The sequence below is a fragment of the Streptomyces sp. NPDC096311 genome (assembly GCF_044763085.1).
GTDB lineage: Bacteria > Actinomycetota > Actinomycetes > Streptomycetales > Streptomycetaceae > Streptomyces.
Genome location: NZ_JBIWFN010000015.1, coordinates 213,057 through 230,968 on the forward strand (window position 1 = coordinate 213,057; position 17,912 = coordinate 230,968).

Consider the following 17,912-nt stretch of genomic DNA (forward strand, 5'->3'; position numbering starts at 1 on the left):
GTTCTTCCCGACCTTCATCGTCGTCATCAGTGGGGCGAATCTGAGTATTTCAGACATCCTGCGCGCTGCTGTGACTCCAGCGGGTCAGTGGGCCGCCCGGGCGATCCGCGTGTCCCGCGCTCGCCTCTCCTCTGTCCGACGGTCGCGTCCGCTGGACCGCGCACGCGGTTCTTCAGGCGCCGTCGAGCCCGCATTCGGCCCAGATGACCTTGCCCTCGGGCAGATAGCGCGTTCCCCAGCTCTGTGACAGCTGCGCCACGAGGAACAGGCCGCGGCCGCCCTCGTCGGTGCTGGCCGCCCGGCGCAGGTGCGGGGCGGTGTTGCTGGCGTCGGAAACCTCGCAGATCAGGGTGCGGCCGTGGAGCAGCCGTACCCGAATGGGCCCGGCACCGTGGCGGATGGCGTTGGTCACCAGCTCGCTGAGCATCAGCTCGGCGGCGAACGCGGCCTCGTCGAGTCCCCAGGCGGCCAGTTGCCGCAGGGCGGCGGCGCGGACGTCACTGACCCGGGCCGGATCGGCGGGCAGGTCCCAGGCGGCGATCCGGCCCGGGTCCAGCGCGTGGGTACGGGCGACGAGCAGGGCGATGTCGTCGCAGGGGTGGGCGGGCGCGACGGTTTCCAGGACCGCCTGGCAGGTCTGCTCCGGAGTGTGCCCGGGGTGGGCCAGGGCGCCGCGCAGCTGATCGAGGATCACGTCGACGTCGCGGTGCCGGTCCTCGATGAGTCCGTCCGTGTAGAGGAGCAGCCGACTGCCCACGGGGAGGTGGATCTCGGCGGATTCGAAGGGCAGGCCGCCCAGGCCGAGAGGGGGCCCGGCGGGCAGGTCGGGGAACGACACCGTGCCGTCGGGCCGCACCAGCGCGGGCGGGGGGTGGCCGGCCCGGGCCATGGTGCACTGCTGCGAGGTCGGGTCGTAGATGGCGTACAGGCAGGTCGCGCCGATGACACCGGCACCGGCCGCGGGTTCCTCACGGTCCAGGCGTCCCACGAGGTTGTCGAGGTGGGTGAGGACTTCGTCCGGGGGGAAGTCGAGTTCGGCGAAGCTGCGCGCGGCGGTGCGCAGCTGGCCCATGGTGGCGGCGGAGAGCATGCCGTGTCCGACGACGTCCCCGACGAAGAGGCCGATACGGGTGCCGGAGAGAGGGATGACGTCGTACCAGTCTCCGCCCACGTCGGATTCGGCGGGCAGATAGCGATGAGCGATCTCCACGGCGTCCTGGTCGGGCAGATCGTGCGGCAGCAGGCTGCGCTGGAGGGTCAGGACCATGGTGCGTTCGCGCGTGTAGCGCCGGGCGTTGTCGATGGACAGGGCGGCACGGCTGGCGAGTTCCAGGCCCAGCGAGCGGTCGTCGTCACCGAAGGGGGCGGGGTCCCGCGCACGGTAGAAGCTGGCGATGCCCAGGATCACGCCGCGGGCCACCAGGGGGACCGCGATGAGGGAGTGGACCTCGGTGAGCAGCCGTTCGGTGTGCTCGGGGTCCTGGGCGAGCCAGCCCGCAGCGGCCTTCAGGTCCGGTTCCAGCACTGCCTCCCCGCTGGTCAGACAGCGTATCTGCGGTGTGGTCGGGCCGAAGTCGACCTGCTTGCCGACCGGGCTGAAGGGAAGGTCGTCGCGGATCCCGTGCACCACCGTGCGGTGCAGGTCGGTGCGGGGGTCGGCGGACTCCTCGCCACGCAGTACGGCCTCGGGCAGGTCGATGGTGACGAAGTCGGCCAGTCGTGGCACCGCCGTCTCGGCGAGTTCCTGCGCGGTGCGACGCACGTCCAGGGTGGTACCTATGCGGGCGCTGGCCTCGGACAGCAGCTCCAGACGGCGGCGCGCGGCCAGGGCGTACGTCCCGACGCGCGGTTCCCCCACCATCACGAGCCCTCGTGTCCGCGGCGGGGCGCCAAGGTGATCGTCCGCCGTGTCACCCATGCCGACGGTGCCGAACGGGCCGTAGGCGATGTCGGGAAGGTGCCTGGACAGCGCGGCGACGGGCAGACGCCCCGGGGCCGCCGCGGCCGGAACGAGCCGGGGCGGCCGGACGGCGGTGACCACGGCGAGCCCGCCGGAGAAGTCCGGCGGTACGGCGACCTGGGCCGGGACGGCGAGGGGCTCGCGCAGTGCGAGGCCGGGCAGGACGGCCTCGATGGCAACGCCTTCCACCCCTGAGCCGCTTCTCATCGGACGGCTCACGAGAGTGACCCGCCGACCGTCGGACAGGGACACGACGGCGGCGGCTCGCTGCCCGCGAGAGATCAGCTCGGCGGCCTTCTCCGTGAGGACCGCCCGGTCGCGGGGATGCAGTTCGAGGGCCAGTTCGTCCACGCCGATGGTGTGGTGAAGGCCGGCGGAGGCCGCGGCTCCGGTGTCCAGGTACGCCCGCAACAGAGCGCGCTCACGCGCGGAACTCTGCCCCAGCAGTCGCCGTTCGATGGCCTGGGCCGCCCTGCGTATCGTGATCGCCAGCGTGGGGTCTTCGGAGCTGCTCGGATAGCCGAAGCACAGGACGCCCTCGATACGGCCGCTGAGCGGATCGCGGACGGGAAGCGCGCGGCAGGCGCTTCGCTGGGAGCGCTCGGCGAAGTGCTCGGCACCGTGAACCCGGATGAGTTGCCGCTCCGCCAGTGCGAGACCGATGCCGTTGGTACCCGCGACCCGCTCGGCGAACACGAATCCCGGAACGCGCTGAAACGCCGGAAGGCTCCTGGCCAGCGACACCTCTCCGAAACGGCGCAGAAGGACCGTGCCGCTCGCATCGGCCACGGAGATGTTCATCTTGCTGCCGGCGAACCTGGCCTGCAGCCGGTCGAGCACGGGGACGGCCGCGCGGACGATCCGGGCGTCCCGGTCGAAATCATCGTGGAAGGGCAGGTCGGCCTGGTCCGGCGAGAGGCCGAGGGAGCGGCTGCGCTGCCACGAACTCAGGATCGATGTGCGCACGCCCGCCTCGACGGGCTCACCCTGAAGAAACCGCTCACGGGAACGGGCAGGCCCTGTGCCGCCTGTCGCGCGCCCCGTCGGCATGGGTTCCCTGCCGGCCAGAACCACGCTTCGCCTCACTCGCGCCTTCGACAGTCCATTCGCCGAAAATCACCTGCTATACACAAGAATACCGAGAATGCTGTTATTGGGGATATTTGCCATGATTTATGACAGCTCGTCCGCGCTGTGACCGCAGGGGTTGTATCGGAGGCGTGGACGGGATGCTGTCCGTCGTGGACCAGGACACCGGGGACCTGGACGCCGCGTCCTACACGCCGACGGCACCCGACCGGGCCAGGCCATCACTCGTCTGCTTCTCCTTGAGCGCGCGTGCGGCGCAGCCAGGGCAGGCTGACGTACATCCCGCCGTCCTCGGAAGGAGAGCAGCTATGACGTCGTGCATCTCTGCGTCCCGGCCTCCACGACGTCGCATACGCGGAACCGTCGCCGTGCTGCTGAGCGCGGCGGCGTTGGCCGCCTCACCGCCCACTGTCGCGGCCGGCCGGCCTGCAGGCCCCCGGCAGCGACGTCCGCTCTGCCGACGGCAGACCGACCGTGGTGCCGGCGCACGGGGCGTTCGCCGACGCCTCCCGTTGGAACACGGTCGTCGAGCGCCTGCGGTCCTGCGGAGGGTCCGGGGCCTCCTCGTCCTCGTCGGCCATTCCTACGGCGGCGCGGTGATCAGCCAGGCCACGATGGGCAACCCCGGCGTCAAAGCGCTCGTCCACGTCTGCGCCTTCATGCCCGGCAAGGGAGAAGCCCTCGGCCAACTGGCCGCCAGGTTCCCCGGCGGCGCGCTCAACCCCGCTCTCAAGCAGGTGCCCTTCCGGAACATGGACGGCACCACCGGCACGGATCTCTTTCTCGCTCCTGACAAGTTCCACGCGGTCTTCGCCGCGGACGTCCCCCGGACGACGACCTCGGTGATGGCCGCGACCCCACGTCCGATCGCCGCCTCGGCCTTCAACGACAAGGCGACTTCCGCCGCGTGGAGGACCATCCCGTCCTGGGCGGCCGCCGCCACCCACGACAAGGCGACAGCGCCCGATACGGAGCGCTTCGAAGCCGCCGAGCCGCTTCCCACGTCATCCCACACCAGGCCGTCCATGGCCAGAACGGGCTTCCCCACGCTCGGCCTCGCCGGTGCCGCCGGTGCGATGCTCATCGCGGGTGCGGGACTCGTCACCCTCGGCCGCAAACGGCCGAACCGCGCGTACTGATGCACCGGCCGGCCTGGCAGCGGCAGGACTCGCCGCCGAGACAGAAGGAGGTGCTCCTCGCATCGTGAACACCGTGCAGAAGGTCGCCCTCGTCACCGGCGCTTCGCAGGGCATCGGCGCCGCCCTTGTCACCGCCTACCGCGAGCTCGGCTACGGGGTCGTGGCGATCTCCCGGTCCATCGGCGACTTCAGCGACCCCGAGACACTGGCCGTGCGGGCCGATGTGACCGAGCCGGGCGTCGGCGCCCGCATCGTCGACGCGGCTCTCGGGCGGTTCGGCCGGATCGACACGCTGATCAACAACGCCGGAATCTTCATCGCCAAGCCGTTCACCGAATACACCGACGAGGACTACGACGCCGTGGCCGGGGTGAACCTGCGCGGCTTCTTCGAGGTCTCCCGCAGTGCCGTCGCCGCCATGCTCTCGCGGGCCGGCGGAGGCCACCTGGTGAACATCTCGACCACCCTGGTCGACCGCGCCGACTCGCGGGTGTCCGCAGCGCTCGCTTCGCTGACCAAAGGTGGGCTGAACGCGGTCACCAAGGCGCTGGCGATCGAGTACGCGACACGCGGCATCCGGGTCAACACCGTCGCGCTCGGCACCGTCCGCACCCCGATGCACCTGGCCGCGGAGTACGAGGCTCTCGACGGGTTGCAGCCGATCGGCCGGGTGGGCGAGATCCACGACGTGGTCGACGCGATCCTGTACCTCGAGAGCGCCTCGTTCGTCACCGGAGAGATCCTGCACGTCGACGGGGGCCAGAGCGCGGGGCGCTGAGCGGCGATGTGCCGGGCCTCTGCGGTCAACCGGAATCCCTCAGTCGAGCCGGACGAGGGCTGGGTCGTTTGCCGTCCCCGTCCCCGCCCCACGGGCGGCGCGGACCGGGTACGCGGGCCGCTCACCGTGCGTATGCGGAGCATGGATCGTGATCGTCGGACGCGTACGGACTGTGAAGTTTCCGATGCCCCGGTAGAGGCTCGGCGCCGTGCGCCATGTGCGCCCCGTTGTGATCCGGCTGGTGGGCGCATCCCGCCTCACGTCGACTACTCCCTGACGGACTTGGGCCGGGTGGCCCATGACGTGGCCAGTGGGCGCGTCTGAGCCGTGACGGCTCACAAGTCCCGTCCGGCTCTTGGCTGTTGACGGGGCCGAGAACACCGGTCGGCGGAAGGCAGGCGCTCGCCGGCCGACACGAACAGCCTGGTGCTGCTTCCAGGAAACCGGAAGGCGTCAGACGCGTTGCTCGCCGAACAGTTCCAGCGCCATGGGACTCGCAGGTGGCAGGGGACTGGCCCCCTCGGGCGACAGGGCGTCGAGGACGAGGAGGACGTAACGTCGCCAGTCCTCGGTCACGGGGTCCACGGTCCACAGGATGCCGACGAGCATCACCATGATGCGTCGTACGTCGTCGAGTGTCAGGTCGCCTCGGATGGCTCCCGCGCGCTGCCCCCGCTCGATGAGCGGTGCCAGGGAGTCGAAGAAGAGCGTCGTCGTCTCCATGCTCAAGGCGCCCGAGACCCTGGCCGCGGCCAGCAGGTTGTACTGGTGGGCCGCCGATGACACCGCGGCCTCCACCGCTGTGGTCAGGCCACGCCGGGGGTCCTCGTCGCTGAGGGACTGCTCGATGACCGGCGCCACCTCTTCGGCGTAGTGCTGGGTGAGAGCGGCCCGGACCAGGACCGCCTTGTCGGGAAAGTGCCGGTAGAGCGTGGAAATACCCACCGCGGCCCGGCGGGCGATGTCCTCCAGGGGTGCGTCGGGCCCCTGCTCGGCGAAGATCTCCCGCGCGGCTCGCAGGAGCTTCTCCGAGTTGCGTACGGCGTCGGCACGGAGAGGTCGGGTGGCCCCGGGAACTTCGGTGGACATGGCGAAAGCCTAGCAAGCGGTAGTTAACCCCCGATTCATGCAGACCCCCGCCTACCCGATAAGCGGGGGTTGACTCCCGGTACAAATGGAAGTCGACTACTGGTTGTGCGAAGCTGTAGGTGTCGACGCACTGGAGCGAGAACGGTGGCGATCAATGGCTCGGTCATGTCTGCCGACGCGGAAGACACCTCAGGGCGACGTCGGCGCAGTCCGAGAGGAGAGAGCCCAGTGAATCGGGCAGGTGGCAGGCGAGACCTGGGAGTCGGCTCGGTGTCCGAGCCGCTGGCGGGTTTCCCGGTCACCGTGATGATCGATCCCCGATGGTGACCGGCGTCTCCTGGCCCGAGGTACTCACCGGGACGGCCGCGGCCTGACGCCGCCGACCGGCCCGGACAACGGAACCGACCGATGCACAACCTCCAACATCCCCCCACTGGAGCATCATGAGCATCACGACCGACAGGACGGATCTTCCCCACTACCCGGGCGTACGCTCCCAGCGTTGCCCCTTCGACCCGCCCGCCGAGTACGCCGACTGGCGTGCGGCCGAGGGGCTCCGGCGGGTGATGCTGGGAAACGGCAACACCGCCTGGGTGGTGAGCCGGTACGAGGACGTCAAGGCGGTCTTGGCGGATCCGCGGATCAGCGCGGACTCCAAGCGGTTCGACCACCTCATCCCCCACTCCGAGAACCAGCCTGCATCCTTCCCGCGCACGGACAACCCCGAGCATGCTCGGCGTCGCCGCATGCTCACCCGGGACTTCACGGTCAGGCGGGCGGAGGCCATGCGCCCGCGGATCCAGGAGATCGCGGCTGATTTCCTCGAGCGGATGATCAGCAATGGTCAACCCGCGGATCTGGTGCAGGAGTTCGCCCTGCCCATCCCCTCCCTGGTGATCTCGCTGCTGCTCGGAGTGCCGTACGAGGACCACGAGTTCTTCCAGAAGCACGCGCGCACGCTGAACCTGACGCAGGCCTCGGTCGAGGACAGGCAGAAAGCCCAAGGGGCGCTCATGGCCTATCTCCTCGACCTGCTGGACCGCAAGCGGCGCGAGCCGGCGGACGATCTGCTCAGCCGCATGATGACCGAGCATGTCGCCACCGGGGAACTCACCCGCGAAGAGGCGGCGATCAACGGCCACACGATTCTGTTCGCCGGGCACGAGACCACGGCCAACATGATCGGTCTGGGCACGCTGACCTTGCTGGAGCACCCCGATCAGGCCGCCCGGATCCGGGACGCCGACGATCCCGAAGTCGTCGCGAACGCCGTTGAGGAACTGCTGCGTTACCTGTCGATCGCCCAGGACATGATCTCGCGGGTGGCGACCGAGGACCTCACCATCGGTGGCCAGCAGGTACGGGCCGGGGACATCCTGACCCTCAACCTGCCTGCCGCCAACCGTGACACGGCCTTCCGCGTCGACGCCGACACGTTCGACGTCCAGCGCGACACGCGCGGGCACCTCGCGTTCGGACACGGCGTCCATCTGTGCCTCGGGCAGCACCTCGCCCGCGTCGAACTCGAGGTGGCCCTGCCCATATTGCTGCGCAGGCTGCCCGACCTGGCTCTTGCCGTTCCTCTGGAGGAGGTGAGGTTCCGGCACGAGATGGCCGCGTACGGCGTCCACGAACTGCCCGTCACCTGGTGACCGGAGTCCGAGTGGACGCACCACCGAGAGTCCTTTCGGCGCAACCGCGCACGAACCACCCATACCCCCGGCTGGGGGAAAGCGGGATAAATATGAGTCATCTCAAGCAGACCAGGCTGCAGGTCGTTGTCGGTGACCTCCGCCGTGCCATCAGCGACGTGATCATCAAGCACCAGGTGACCCCCGAGGAGCTCATGCAGACGGTGGGCTGGGTCCAGAGGACGGCCGATGCGGGGGAGTTGATGACAGCAGGTCTCACACTCTTCATCAAGCCCGTGCTGGAGGGCACGGAGGGGGCCTCCTACGCGCACCCCGAGAAGGACGGTGCCAGCGAGTGGGAGATGCAGGGTCCGGCCCACGTCCCGGGCGCCCCGTTGCTGCAGAGCCCCTGCGTGCTGCCCATGCGGCCGGACGAGCCGGGCGACCCCGTGGTCGTATCCGGCACGGTCCGGTCCACGTCCGGCGAGCCCGTTCCGGGCGCGATCCTGGACGTCTGGCAGCCGGACGCCAACTGTGTCTACTCGGGAATGTCGGCGGCGGACTTCCTGCCCCTGAACATCCCCAACGACTCCACCGCCATCCCCAAGTTCAACCTGCGCGGGCGCGTCATCGCGGACGAAGAGGGGCACTACGAGTTCCGTACCGTCGCTCCGGGGATCGAGCCTCTCGGCCTCGAGGAGGGCAACCCGGTGACCGATCTGGCCCATGCGCTGGGGTTGGAGGGCGTACGCCCTCTGCACATCCACTACATCATCTCGGCCGAGGGGCAGCAGACGCTCATCACCCAGCTGTACTTCGACGGTGACCCCCTGGTCAACGCGACCATCGAAGGCCCGATGCCGCTGTCGGCGATCAAGACGAGCGAACTTCACGACGATCCGGCCGACTACGAGGCTCGCGGCCTGAGTGTGCCCTACCGCGCCATCACCTACGACCACGTCCTGCGGCCGGCGCCCGCCCCGGTCCCCGCGTCGGTCTGACACGCACCGCCGACACAGCAGAGCGCGGAGGTCTGTCGCAGGTTCTCCGCCCTCGGACTGCGAACCACCCGGGGAACAGGTGGTCCGCACCTTCCCGGACTCACACCCTCCCGCCGCCGAAACACCGCGCTGTCCGTCGTGTACGGGAGGCGCCGGACCCCGCTTCCCCCATCGGAGGAACACATCCCGTGTCTGACATCGCCAGCACCGCGGCCGTCGATGACCGAATCGGACGGCCGACGGGCGGCAGGCCCGGCCTCACCCTGGCCGCGCTCGGCTCGGCCGGCCTGGTCGTCTCCCTCCAGCAGACCCTGGTCCTTCCGCTGCTCCCGCGGATGCAGAGGGAGTTCCACACCTCGGTCTCCTCGGTCGCCTGGGTGTTCACGGCCACCCTGCTGGCCGGAGCGGTGGCCACGCCGCTGCTGTCCCGCTTCGGTGACATGTACGGCAAGAAGAAGATGATCATGCTGACGATGGTGGTGCTCCTCGTCGGCTCCGTGATCTGCGCCCTGTCCACCTCGCTCGGACTGCTGGTCGCGGGACGGGCGTTGCAGGGTGCGTCGTCGGCGGTGATCCCGCTGGCCATCGGCACCATCCGCGACACCTTCCCGAGGGAGAGGGTCACCGCCGCCATCGGCGTGGTCAGCGCCACCCTGGGTGTGGGTGGCGCGCTGGGCATGCTCGTCACCGGTGTGGTGGCGGAGCACACCGACACGCACCGTCCGGTGTTCTGGATCTCCGCCGCGATGGCGCTGGTCGGACTGATTCTCGTGATCCTCTTCACCCAGGAAGCCGGAGTACGGGCCGGTGGCCGTCCCGACATCGTGGGCGCCCTCCTCCTGGCCGGTTTCCTCGTGGCGCTGTTGCTGGGCATCAGCCAGGGGAACGACTGGGGATGGAGCGACGGACGGACCGTCACCCTGTTCGGCGTCGCGGCGGTACTGGCCGTCGTGTGGATCATGGTGGAGCGGCGCGTCGCCGAACCACTGGTGCAGCTGCGCCTGCTGGCGGGGCCGCAATCACTGTCGGCCAACATCGCCTCACTGATGCTCGGCTTCGCGTTGTTCGGATCCTTCAGCCTCGTCTCCCAGTTCATCCAGACCCCCGAAGAGGTCGGCTACGGGCTGTCGGGCTCGGTGCTCGACGTCGGCCTGTACATGCTGCCCAGCACGATCACCATGCTGGTCTTCTCCGCGCTGGCCGGACCGTTGGAGGCCCGGCTGGGCGCGGCCCGGACCATGGCCCTCGGCTCCTTCGTCGCCGCGCTCGCCTTTGTCTGGCTGGCGGTCAACCACGACAGCGGTGCCGACCTGCTGATCTTCAGTGGAGTGCAGGGTATCGGCGTCGGCGTGGCGTACGCCGCCCTGGGGACCATGGCCGTGCAGCACGTCCCGATGGACCAGAGCGGCATCGCCAGCGGCGTCAACGCCCTGGTCCGCACCGGCGGCGGCAGCATCGCCAGTGCGGCCACCGCCGCCGTGCTCGCGGGGCAGGTCATCAAGGACACCGGTGTCCCCAGCGTGGACGGCTACGTGATCTGCCTGTTCTTCGCCGCGGGCGCGGCCTTGTTGGCCTCGGTCCTCGGAGCTGCCGAGAGCATGCGGCAGCGCACCCCATGACCAGCCACGGACCGCCCGCTCACGGGGCCCGAAGAGGCGGGTTCTGCACTGCTCGGGCGCAGGTTGAACGTTCGAAGGAAAGGAGCGGCGATGTACCTCGAAGACACCGCCGCGCTCGTGACGGGAGGAGCCTCCGGGCCGGACGGCGCGACCGTGGCCGGGCAGCGCACACCGCCTGACGGTGGAGCGGTAGTGCGCTCCCGCGCGACGGGCGCGGTGACCGGCGCCGTGACGATACGTACCTCCCCAGTGGTACGGCGATGCCTCCTCGGTGGTAGCCCGGCGCCGGGGGATTCGCCCCGTGGTCCCTCGTGGTGGGCACCGAGGCTTTCTAGCGTGAGGGACGCCCCACCACACATCCCGACCAGCACCCTGGAAACACCATGATCGCAGCGAAATCCCTCACCAAGCGTTACGGCGAGAAGACCGCCGTGGACGATCTCAGCTTCACCGTCCGCCCCGGCATCGTGACCGGATTCCTGGGCCCGAACGGCGCCGGGAAGTCCACCACGATGCGGATGATCCTCGGCCTGGACGCGCCGACGTCCGGCTCGGTGACCGTCAACGGAAAGCCCTACGCCGACCACCCGGCACCCCTGCGCGAGGTGGGCGCGATGCTGGAGGCCCGGGCCGTCCACACCGGGCGCTCGGCCTACAACCACCTGCTCGCACTGGCCGTCACCACGGGGATACCGCGCCGCCGTATCGACGAGGTGATCGACATCGTCGGTCTGCGGTCCGTGGCCCGCAAGCGAGCGGGCGCCTTCTCGCTCGGCATGGGACAGCGGCTCGGCATCGCCAGCGCCCTGCTCGGTGATCCGGCCACCCTCATCCTGGACGAGCCGGTCAACGGCCTGGACCCGGAGGGCATTCTCTGGATCCGCAACCTCCTCAAGTCCCTTGCCGCCGAGGGCCGTACGGTGCTGGTCTCCTCGCATCTGATGAGCGAGATGGCGCTGACCGCCGAACACCTGATCGTGATCGGCAAGGGCCGGATGATCGCGGACACGTCGGTCGAGGAGTTCACCCGGCAGGCGGGCCTGGACCGGGTGTTCGTCCGGACCGCGGACGAGCAGGACGCCATGCGACTGCGCACCCTGCTGTCCGGGCCGGAGGTGTCGCTGGCGTCCGACGAGGGCGGGTCCCTGGAGGTGGCGGGGCTGGCGAGCGAGCGCATCGGCCGGATCGCCGCCGACCACTCGATCGCCCTGGCCGAACTGCGGCCGGTCCAGGCCTCGCTGGAGGACGCGTTCATGGAGCTGACCAAGGACGCCGTGGAATACGGCGTATCGCACGTGACGGGAACCGTGGGGAGCGCGGCATGAGCACCATGACCATCGACGCAGCAGGCCAGGTCACACCGGCCCGGGTCCTCCACTCCGAGTGGGTCAAACTGCGCACCTTGCGCTCCACCGGCTTCACCCTGGTCGCCGCCGTCGTGTCGGTGATCGGGCTGGGGCTGATCCTGACGGCCGTGACGGCGAACCGCTGGCCGCACATGTCGACGGCCGACCAGGCGAGGCTCAACCCGACCCAGCTCAGCATCGGCGGCTACTACCTGGCCCTGTTCGTCATCGGGGTCCTGGGCGTGCTCGTGATCAGCGGCGAGTACTCCACGGGCATGATCCGTGCGTCGCTGGCCGCGGTACCCAAACGGCTGCCCGTGCTCTGGGCGAAGGCCGCGATGTTCGGCGCGATGACATGGGTGCTGATGACGGCCGCCGCGGTGGTGGCGTTCTTCTCCGGGCAGGCGATCCTCGGTGACCACGGCGTGTCGATCGGCGACCCGGGGGTGTTGCGGGTCGTCATGGGCGTCGGCCTCAACCTCACCGTGCTGGCCGTCCTGAGCGTGGGCATCGGCACCATCGTGCGCAGCACGGCGGGCGGCCTCGCGTCCTTCTTCGGGCTGATGCTGGTACTGCCGTCGCTGGCCGAACTGCTGCCGTCGTCCGTGGCGGACCATGTCAACCAGTACCTGCCGAGCAACGCGGCCATGTCCCTGCTGGAGACGACGCCCGAGGCGCACCAGCTTCAGCCGTGGACCGGATTCGCCGTGTTCGGCCTGTACGCGGTCGCCGCGCTCGTGGCGGCAGCGGTGGTCCTGAAGCGCCGGGACGCCTGATGAGTCCGCGGGAACGGCACGACGTGCGGGCGTCGGTGAGGACGTTCACCGCCTGCCGCACGCTGCTGGTGGACAGCGCCCTGACTGCACTGATGCTGACGCCCGCCGTGCGTTCGCTGTCGGACGTACTCGGCGAGCGACCCGTGCTGCTCCCGCTCCAACTCGCCCTCGTCGTACCCCTGGTGTGGCGACGGCGGGCCCCGCTGGCGGTGTTCGGCGTGATGGCGGCGGCCGCCTTCGTGCAGTGGGGGTTCGGTGTCCGCCCGATGCCCGAGGACGCCGCGCTGCTGGTCGCCCTGTACACGGTCGCCGCTCACCGCCCTTGGAGGCCGGCCCTGGTGGCCCTCTCCGTCCTGGAGCTGGGCAACCTGCTCACCTGCCTGCGTTGGGCGTCACGACAGCCGCAGCTGTGGAGCTTCGTCTCGCTGAGCGCGATGACGCTGGCAGCCGCCGTGCTGGGTGCCAACATCCGCATCCGGCGCGCCCACCTGGCTTCCCTGGAGGACCGGGCCGTACGGCTGGAGCATGAGCGCGATCAGCAGGCCCGGCTCGCCGTCGCGGGCGAGCGGGCGCGGATCGCGCGCGAGATGCACGACATCGTCACGCACAATCTCTCGGTCATGGTGGCCCTGGCCGACGGTGCCGTCTTCGCCCAGCGTCATGACCCGGGCCAGGCCACCGTCGCGATGCGGCAGATTTCCGGCACGGGCCGGCAGGCCCTGACGGACATGCGGCGATTCCTCGGCGTTCTGCGCGACGACGAGACGGACGCCCTGCGTCACCCCGTGCCGGACATCGCCGAACTGGAGTCACTGGCCGAGCAGGTCCGCGCGGCGGGGCTTCCGGTCCGACTGGAGGTGGCCGGGGATGCGACACCGCTGCCCGCCGCCGCCCAGCTCACGGTCTACCGCCTCGTCCAGGAGGCGCTGACCAACACTCTCAAGCACACGCCGGACGGTACGTCGGCCGAGGTACGCGTGCGGTGCGCGGCGCAGGAAGTGGGAGTCACGGTCACGGACGACGGGCCGTCGGCGCCGGGTTCGCAACCCGGGGCGTCCTTCGGGCACGGCATCCACGGCATGCGGGAGCGCGCGGCGGCGTACGGCGGTGAGCTGGAGGCCGGCCCGGCGGGCCCGCACGGCGGCTGGCGGGTCGTGGCCCGCCTCGATCTGACGGGGGCGCGGGGATGACGCCGATCAACGTGCTGCTGGTGGACGACGAACCGCTGCTGCGCATGGCCTTCCGGATGGTGCTCGACGCACAGGCCGACATGGTGGCGGTCGGCGAGGCGGGCGACGGTGCCACCGCGGCCCGGCTGGCGCGTGAGCTGAAGCCGGACGTGGTGCTGATGGACGTACGGATGCCCGGCACGGACGGCATCGAGGCGACGGCGTCCATCGTGTCGCACCGCCCGGAGACCCGGGTGCTCATCCTGACCACCTTCGACCTGGACGAGTACGCCTTCTCCGGGCTCAGGGCGGGAGCGTCGGGCTTTCTGCTGAAGAACGCCCTGCCGGAAGAGCTGTTGGCGGCGATCCGTAGCGTCGCGGCCGGCGACGCGGTCGTCTCGCCCCGGATCACCCGCAGGCTGCTGGACACCTTCGCCCGCCAGCTGCCCGGCGGCCCGCGGACGGCGGACCGCCGACTGGAGCGGCTGACGGCGCGGGAACGAGAGGTGCTCGTCGAAGTGGCCAAGGGGCTGTCCAACACGGAGATCGCCGCCACCCTCGACCTCGCCGAGGCGACCGCGAAGAAACATCTGGGCCGGATCCTCGACAAACTGGACCTACGGGACCGGGCACAGGCCGTCGTCTTCGCCTACGAGGCGGGGCTCGTCAGGGCAAGCGACGGGTGAGGCGATGCCGTTCAGACCGCGCGGGCCGCCGTGTTCCCTCAGCCGTTCACGCCGAAGGCGCGTCGGGCACGCTCCTCGACCGACGTGTGGTCCGGTTCGATGGCCCGCAGCATGCGCTGCGCGATGACCCCGAGCTGGCGCTGCTGCGCCTTGGTCAGCGGGTCGAAGACGATGCGGCGGACCTCCGCCACGTGGCCGGGCGCGCTGATCTCCACCTTGGCCAGGCCGTCCTCGGTCAGGGTGGCGAGTGTGTAGCGGCCGTCGGCCGGATCCGGCTCGCGGTGCACCCAGTCACGCTTCTCCAGTCGGCTGACGGCGTTGGACAGCCGGGAGAGCGCGCTGGCGGTGAACTCCGCCAGGTCACTCATGCGCAGGGTGTGTTCGGGTGCCATGGACAGCGCGGAGAGCACGAGGTACTCGAAGTGACCGATGCCCGCGTCGCGCTGCGCCTGCGCTTCGAGAGCGGCCGGCACCCGGACCAGCGCGTAGGCGAACTGGAACCAATTCCATTGTTCCTCGGCGTCAAGCCACTGCGGCTCCGCTGCTTCATCCATCCGGCAAGTATATCGATGAAGTGATCGACACACTGCGATCACTTGTTTGGTGAAGTGATCCGATGTTACGGTTACTACAAGGTTGAAGTCGCTGGGCGAGTGGTTGCCCACCTTGCGGGCCCTGTGCGGCCGAGTCGGCCACCCCGTCCTCAAGCGATCCCTGCATCCCCCTGAACAGGAGCCGAGGAGCTCATGTCTTCTCTCGCCCGTACCTCCCCCGCACGACGCGGCCCGCTGACCGCCGTGGTCGGTGTCCTCGCCGCCATCGTGGCCGCCAGCGCGGTCGACTCCCTCCTGGCCCTCCTCGCCCGGGCGGTGGCGGACAAGCCCGACGACTTCGGGCCCCTCGACCCGGGCTCGTACATATTCCTGACCGCTGTGGGCGTGATCGTCGGCGCCGTCGGCTGGGCCGTGGTGCGCAAGAGGGCGAAGGATCCCGCCGCGTTGTTCCGGTGGCTCGTCCCGGCCGTGGTCGTGCTGTCCTTCATCCCCGACTTCTTCCTCTTCGAGGACGGCGGAGTGGTCGGCGTGCTGGCCCTGTTGGTCATACACGTGGCCGTCGCGGTGGTCGCCGTGCCCGTGTACCGCCGGGTCATGCCGCTGACCAGCCCGTAGGCGCGGGCTCCCGGCATCGGTTCGGCCTTCCGGGGCCGCACTGCCCCCACGGCCGGCGCCCGGCACGAGCCGTTCTCCGTGGACGACCGCCTGCTGATGGCGCACCGCAGCCCCTGTGCCGGCCGCGGCCGCAGCTACGGATACGCCGACGCCGTTCGCCGCGGACGGCCGACTCGTGGCGTCGTTCGTCGCCGAAAACATTGATTCGCCCCGTGCCGGGCTCCTTCTCCTCGCAGTAGACGACCGTGCCCCGGTGTGTCGGTGCTTGGCGTCGCGCGCCGGGGCCTCAGGCGCACACTCCGGCGCGGTCCCACCGCGCAACCCACGGAAAGGATCACGACAGTGACCACCCGCATCACCACCCCCTTCACGGACCAGTCCACCGCCGCCGAAGTGGTGTCCGGCGTCGACCTGTCCGGCCGCCGAGTCGTTGTCACGGGCGCGACGTCGGGCATCGGCCTGGAGACCGCCCGCGCGCTGGCCGGCGCAGGCGCCGAGGTGACCCTCGCGGTTCGCGACCCTGCCGCCGGTGAGAGCGCGGCACAGGAGATCACCGCCGCCACCGGCAACAAGGACGTCCTCGTCGCATCGCTGGACCTCGCCGATCAGGACTCGGTCGCCGCGTTCGTCACCGGCTGGCGCGGCCCCCTGCACGTGCTCATCAACAACGCGGGCATCATGGGACCCCCGCTCACGCGCACTCCGCAGGGCTGGGAACTGCACTTCGCCACCAACCACTACGGTCACTTCGCGCTGGCCACCGGGCTGCACCCGGCGCTCGCCGCGGCGGGTGCAGCCCGCGTCGTCTCGGTGAGCTCGTCACAGCACCGGCTCTCACCGGTCGTCTTCGAGGACATTCACCACGAGAGCCGCCCCTACGACCCGCAGTCCGCCTACGGCCAGTCGAAGACGGCCAACGCGCTGTTCGCGGTCGAGGCCACCCGGCGGTGGGCCGAGAACGGCATCACCGTCAACGCCGTCATGCCCGGGGTGGTCCGCACCAACCTGATGCGGCACGTCGACCCCGAGCTGCTGGCCCGCTATGCGGAGAGCGGTGCCCCGGAGCTGCCGTGGAAGACGACGGAGCAGGGGGCGGCCACTTCGGTCCTGGTCGCGGCCTCCCCCCTGCTCGACGGCGTCGGCGGCCGCTACTTCGAGGACTGCAACGAGGCTGAGCCGCTGAGCCCGGACAACCCCCACGGCGGTGTCGCCGACTACGCACTCGACCCGGACACCGCCGCCCGTCTGTGGGACGTCTCCGTCGAGGCCGTGGCAGGACGATAGGGAGCCGGTCAGCAGGGGCGGGACACCGGTGTGCGTGGCGGCATCGCCGGCCACGGCCCCGATCGACGAGGCCTCGTCGCGGCGAGCACCTCCAGTGTGCCGATCATCTTGACCGGGTCGGACTGGACGTCCTTGGCCCGTTCCAGTCCGGACGCGGCCAGCAGCAGTCCCGCCAGGATTTACAGGAAGACGTTCATCGGTGTTCGGTCGCTTTCGCTAGAGACTTCAAGCTTGGAGTGCCCTGTCCCTCCGGCTGGACGCTCCCCGACGGCTCCTTCCCGTCCTGTCGGAAGTGACCACTCGCCCCCACACCCGCCTGGCCGCACGCCGGGTACCGAACAGAAACAACAAGGAGCAGAGAACGTGCCTACCATCGCCATCGTCGGAGCGGGACCCGGCCTGGGTCTGTCGATCGCCAAGGTCTTCGGCGGCCATGGCTTCGACGTCGCCTTGATCTCGCGCAACCAGCACAAGCTCGACGGCCTCGCGAAGGAGCTGTCCGCGGCCGGTGTCGACGCAGCCGGCTTCGCGGCCGACACCAGCGACCACGCCCAGCTCACCGAGGCGCTGGAAGCCGCATCCGCGCGCTTCGGACGCATCGACGTGCTGGAGTTCTCTCCCCACGGAGGCCTCGCCATGGTGGCCCCGGAGGAGGTCACGGTCGAGAACCTCGCGCCGCAGGTCGAAGGCGTCCTCTACGGCGCCGTCACGGCCGTACGTGCGGTGCTTCCGGCGATGCTGGAAGCCGGTGCGGGCACCCTGCTGTTCACCACGGGCGGCGGCGCGATCACCCCGTATCCCCAGCTGGCCACCATGAACACCGCCCAGGCCGGCCTGCGCAACTGGGTCCACAACCTCCACAACACACTCAGCGAGAAGGGCGTCCACGCCGCCACGGTCGCCATCAACGTGATGATCGCCGAGCAGGGACCTGAGGGCATTCCCTATCGTGCTCCGGACGACATCGCGTCGGCGTACTGGGACCTCCACACCCTGCGTGACCGGGCCGAGCACCTCGTCAGCGCCTGATCCGAACGACACACCCGATTCACGGGCGGTGCGATCCCACGAGGACGGGACCGCGCCGCCCCCGTCGAATCAGCGCCATGCACACCATCCTCGTCAGCGGCGGCAACAGCGGCATGGGCCTGCAAGCGGCAAAGGACTTCGTCGCCC

Annotated in this window: 15 protein-coding genes; 12 read left to right on the forward strand and 3 right to left on the reverse strand. The window is 70.0% G+C overall.

What is annotated here, in order from left to right; all coding sequences use genetic code 11:
- Nucleotides 1–172: 172 nt before the first annotated feature.
- Nucleotides 173–3,010, reverse strand: coding sequence for a SpoIIE family protein phosphatase (locus tag ACIRA5_RS34410; RefSeq protein ID WP_403697637.1), 2,838 nt, complete (start codon nt 3,008–3,010; stop codon nt 173–175).
- A gap of 347 nt (nt 3,011–3,357) precedes the next feature.
- Here ACIRA5_RS34410 and ACIRA5_RS34415 point away from each other — a divergent pair, with 347 nt between their 5' ends.
- Both ACIRA5_RS34415 and ACIRA5_RS34420 read left to right on the forward strand, forming a co-directional pair.
- Nucleotides 3,358–4,188 carry an alpha/beta fold hydrolase gene (locus ACIRA5_RS34415; RefSeq protein WP_403697639.1) on the forward strand — a complete coding sequence of 277 codons (831 nt, stop codon included), beginning with the start codon at nt 3,358–3,360 and terminating at the stop codon, nt 4,186–4,188.
- Nucleotides 4,189–4,252: 64 nt separating this feature from the next.
- On the forward strand, nt 4,253–4,966 hold the full coding sequence (locus ACIRA5_RS34420) for an SDR family NAD(P)-dependent oxidoreductase (protein ID WP_403697642.1): 714 nt from the start codon (nt 4,253–4,255) through the stop codon (nt 4,964–4,966).
- A gap of 453 nt (nt 4,967–5,419) precedes the next feature.
- On the opposite strand, the gene ACIRA5_RS34425 is transcribed toward ACIRA5_RS34420, so the two are convergent.
- Nucleotides 5,420–6,055 carry a TetR/AcrR family transcriptional regulator gene (locus tag ACIRA5_RS34425; RefSeq protein ID WP_403697645.1) on the reverse strand — a complete coding sequence of 212 codons (636 nt, stop codon included), beginning with the start codon at nt 6,053–6,055 and terminating at the stop codon, nt 5,420–5,422.
- A 443-nt stretch (nt 6,056–6,498) separates the two neighbouring features.
- On the opposite strand from ACIRA5_RS34425, the gene ACIRA5_RS34430 reads away from it, so the two are divergent.
- From ACIRA5_RS34430 to ACIRA5_RS34460, 7 genes are all read left to right on the forward strand, one after another.
- The gene (locus ACIRA5_RS34430; protein ID WP_403697649.1) at nt 6,499–7,707 is read left to right on the forward strand and encodes a cytochrome P450; all 1,209 of its coding nucleotides are present in this window, start codon (nt 6,499–6,501) and stop codon (nt 7,705–7,707) included.
- Nucleotides 7,708–7,799: 92 nt separating this feature from the next.
- Nucleotides 7,800–8,687 carry a catechol 1,2-dioxygenase gene (locus ACIRA5_RS34435; RefSeq protein ID WP_403697651.1) on the forward strand — a complete coding sequence of 296 codons (888 nt, stop codon included), beginning with the start codon at nt 7,800–7,802 and terminating at the stop codon, nt 8,685–8,687.
- Nucleotides 8,688–8,875: 188 nt separating this feature from the next.
- Complete coding sequence (locus tag ACIRA5_RS34440; RefSeq protein WP_403697654.1) at nt 8,876–10,306, forward strand: MFS transporter; 1,431 nt, start codon at nt 8,876–8,878, stop codon at nt 10,304–10,306.
- Between the two features lie 383 nt (nt 10,307–10,689).
- The gene (locus ACIRA5_RS34445; RefSeq protein WP_403697657.1) at nt 10,690–11,631 is read left to right on the forward strand and encodes an ABC transporter ATP-binding protein; all 942 of its coding nucleotides are present in this window, start codon (nt 10,690–10,692) and stop codon (nt 11,629–11,631) included.
- The gene (locus ACIRA5_RS34450; RefSeq protein WP_403697660.1) at nt 11,628–12,428 is read left to right on the forward strand and encodes an ABC transporter permease subunit; all 801 of its coding nucleotides are present in this window, start codon (nt 11,628–11,630) and stop codon (nt 12,426–12,428) included. The genes ACIRA5_RS34445 and ACIRA5_RS34450 overlap by 4 nt, the downstream gene beginning before the upstream one ends.
- The gene (locus tag ACIRA5_RS34455; RefSeq protein WP_403697661.1) at nt 12,428–13,618 is read left to right on the forward strand and encodes a sensor histidine kinase; all 1,191 of its coding nucleotides are present in this window, start codon (nt 12,428–12,430) and stop codon (nt 13,616–13,618) included. The genes ACIRA5_RS34450 and ACIRA5_RS34455 overlap by 1 nt, the downstream gene beginning before the upstream one ends.
- Nucleotides 13,615–14,283 (forward strand): response regulator, encoded by a 669-nt coding sequence (locus ACIRA5_RS34460; RefSeq protein WP_403697664.1) that lies wholly within the window; start codon nt 13,615–13,617, stop codon nt 14,281–14,283. Before ACIRA5_RS34455 ends, ACIRA5_RS34460 begins: the two co-directional genes overlap by 4 nt.
- Nucleotides 14,284–14,321: 38 nt before the next feature.
- Here the strand turns inward: ACIRA5_RS34460 and ACIRA5_RS34465 are convergent, their stop codons facing one another.
- Nucleotides 14,322–14,837, reverse strand: coding sequence for a MarR family winged helix-turn-helix transcriptional regulator (locus ACIRA5_RS34465; protein WP_403697665.1), 516 nt, complete (start codon nt 14,835–14,837; stop codon nt 14,322–14,324).
- 192 nt (nt 14,838–15,029) lie between these two features.
- On the opposite strand from ACIRA5_RS34465, the gene ACIRA5_RS34470 reads away from it, so the two are divergent.
- The 3 genes from ACIRA5_RS34470 (at nt 15,030) to ACIRA5_RS34480 (ending at nt 17,765) form a co-directional block, all read left to right on the forward strand.
- Nucleotides 15,030–15,452: a DUF6069 family protein gene (locus ACIRA5_RS34470; RefSeq protein ID WP_403697667.1), complete on the forward strand. Its 423-nt coding sequence runs from the start codon at nt 15,030–15,032 to the stop codon at nt 15,450–15,452.
- A gap of 342 nt (nt 15,453–15,794) precedes the next feature.
- Nucleotides 15,795–16,736, forward strand: coding sequence for an SDR family NAD(P)-dependent oxidoreductase (locus tag ACIRA5_RS34475; protein ID WP_403697669.1), 942 nt, complete (start codon nt 15,795–15,797; stop codon nt 16,734–16,736).
- Nucleotides 16,737–17,099: 363 nt separating this feature from the next.
- Nucleotides 17,100–17,765, forward strand: coding sequence for an SDR family oxidoreductase (locus ACIRA5_RS34480; RefSeq protein WP_403697671.1), 666 nt, complete (start codon nt 17,100–17,102; stop codon nt 17,763–17,765).
- Nucleotides 17,766–17,912: the final 147 nt, after the last annotated feature.

Bases quoted from the DNA above. Each gene is read 5' to 3' on its own strand.
- ACIRA5_RS34410 (WP_403697637.1), bottom strand. From the start codon at position 3,010: ATGCCGACGGGGCGCGCGACAGGCGGCACAGGGCCTGCCCGTTCCCGT.
- ACIRA5_RS34415 (WP_403697639.1), top strand. From the start codon at position 3,358: ATGACGTCGTGCATCTCTGCGTCCCGGCCTCCACGACGTCGCATACGC.
- ACIRA5_RS34425 (WP_403697645.1), bottom strand. From the start codon at position 6,055: ATGTCCACCGAAGTTCCCGGGGCCACCCGACCTCTCCGTGCCGACGCC.
- ACIRA5_RS34430 (WP_403697649.1), top strand. From the start codon at position 6,499: ATGAGCATCACGACCGACAGGACGGATCTTCCCCACTACCCGGGCGTA.
- ACIRA5_RS34435 (WP_403697651.1), top strand. From the start codon at position 7,800: ATGAGTCATCTCAAGCAGACCAGGCTGCAGGTCGTTGTCGGTGACCTC.
- ACIRA5_RS34445 (WP_403697657.1), top strand. From the start codon at position 10,690: ATGATCGCAGCGAAATCCCTCACCAAGCGTTACGGCGAGAAGACCGCC.
- ACIRA5_RS34450 (WP_403697660.1), top strand. From the start codon at position 11,628: ATGAGCACCATGACCATCGACGCAGCAGGCCAGGTCACACCGGCCCGG.
- ACIRA5_RS34455 (WP_403697661.1), top strand. From the start codon at position 12,428: ATGAGTCCGCGGGAACGGCACGACGTGCGGGCGTCGGTGAGGACGTTC.
- ACIRA5_RS34460 (WP_403697664.1), top strand. From the start codon at position 13,615: ATGACGCCGATCAACGTGCTGCTGGTGGACGACGAACCGCTGCTGCGC.
- ACIRA5_RS34465 (WP_403697665.1), bottom strand. From the start codon at position 14,837: ATGGATGAAGCAGCGGAGCCGCAGTGGCTTGACGCCGAGGAACAATGG.
- ACIRA5_RS34470 (WP_403697667.1), top strand. From the start codon at position 15,030: ATGTCTTCTCTCGCCCGTACCTCCCCCGCACGACGCGGCCCGCTGACC.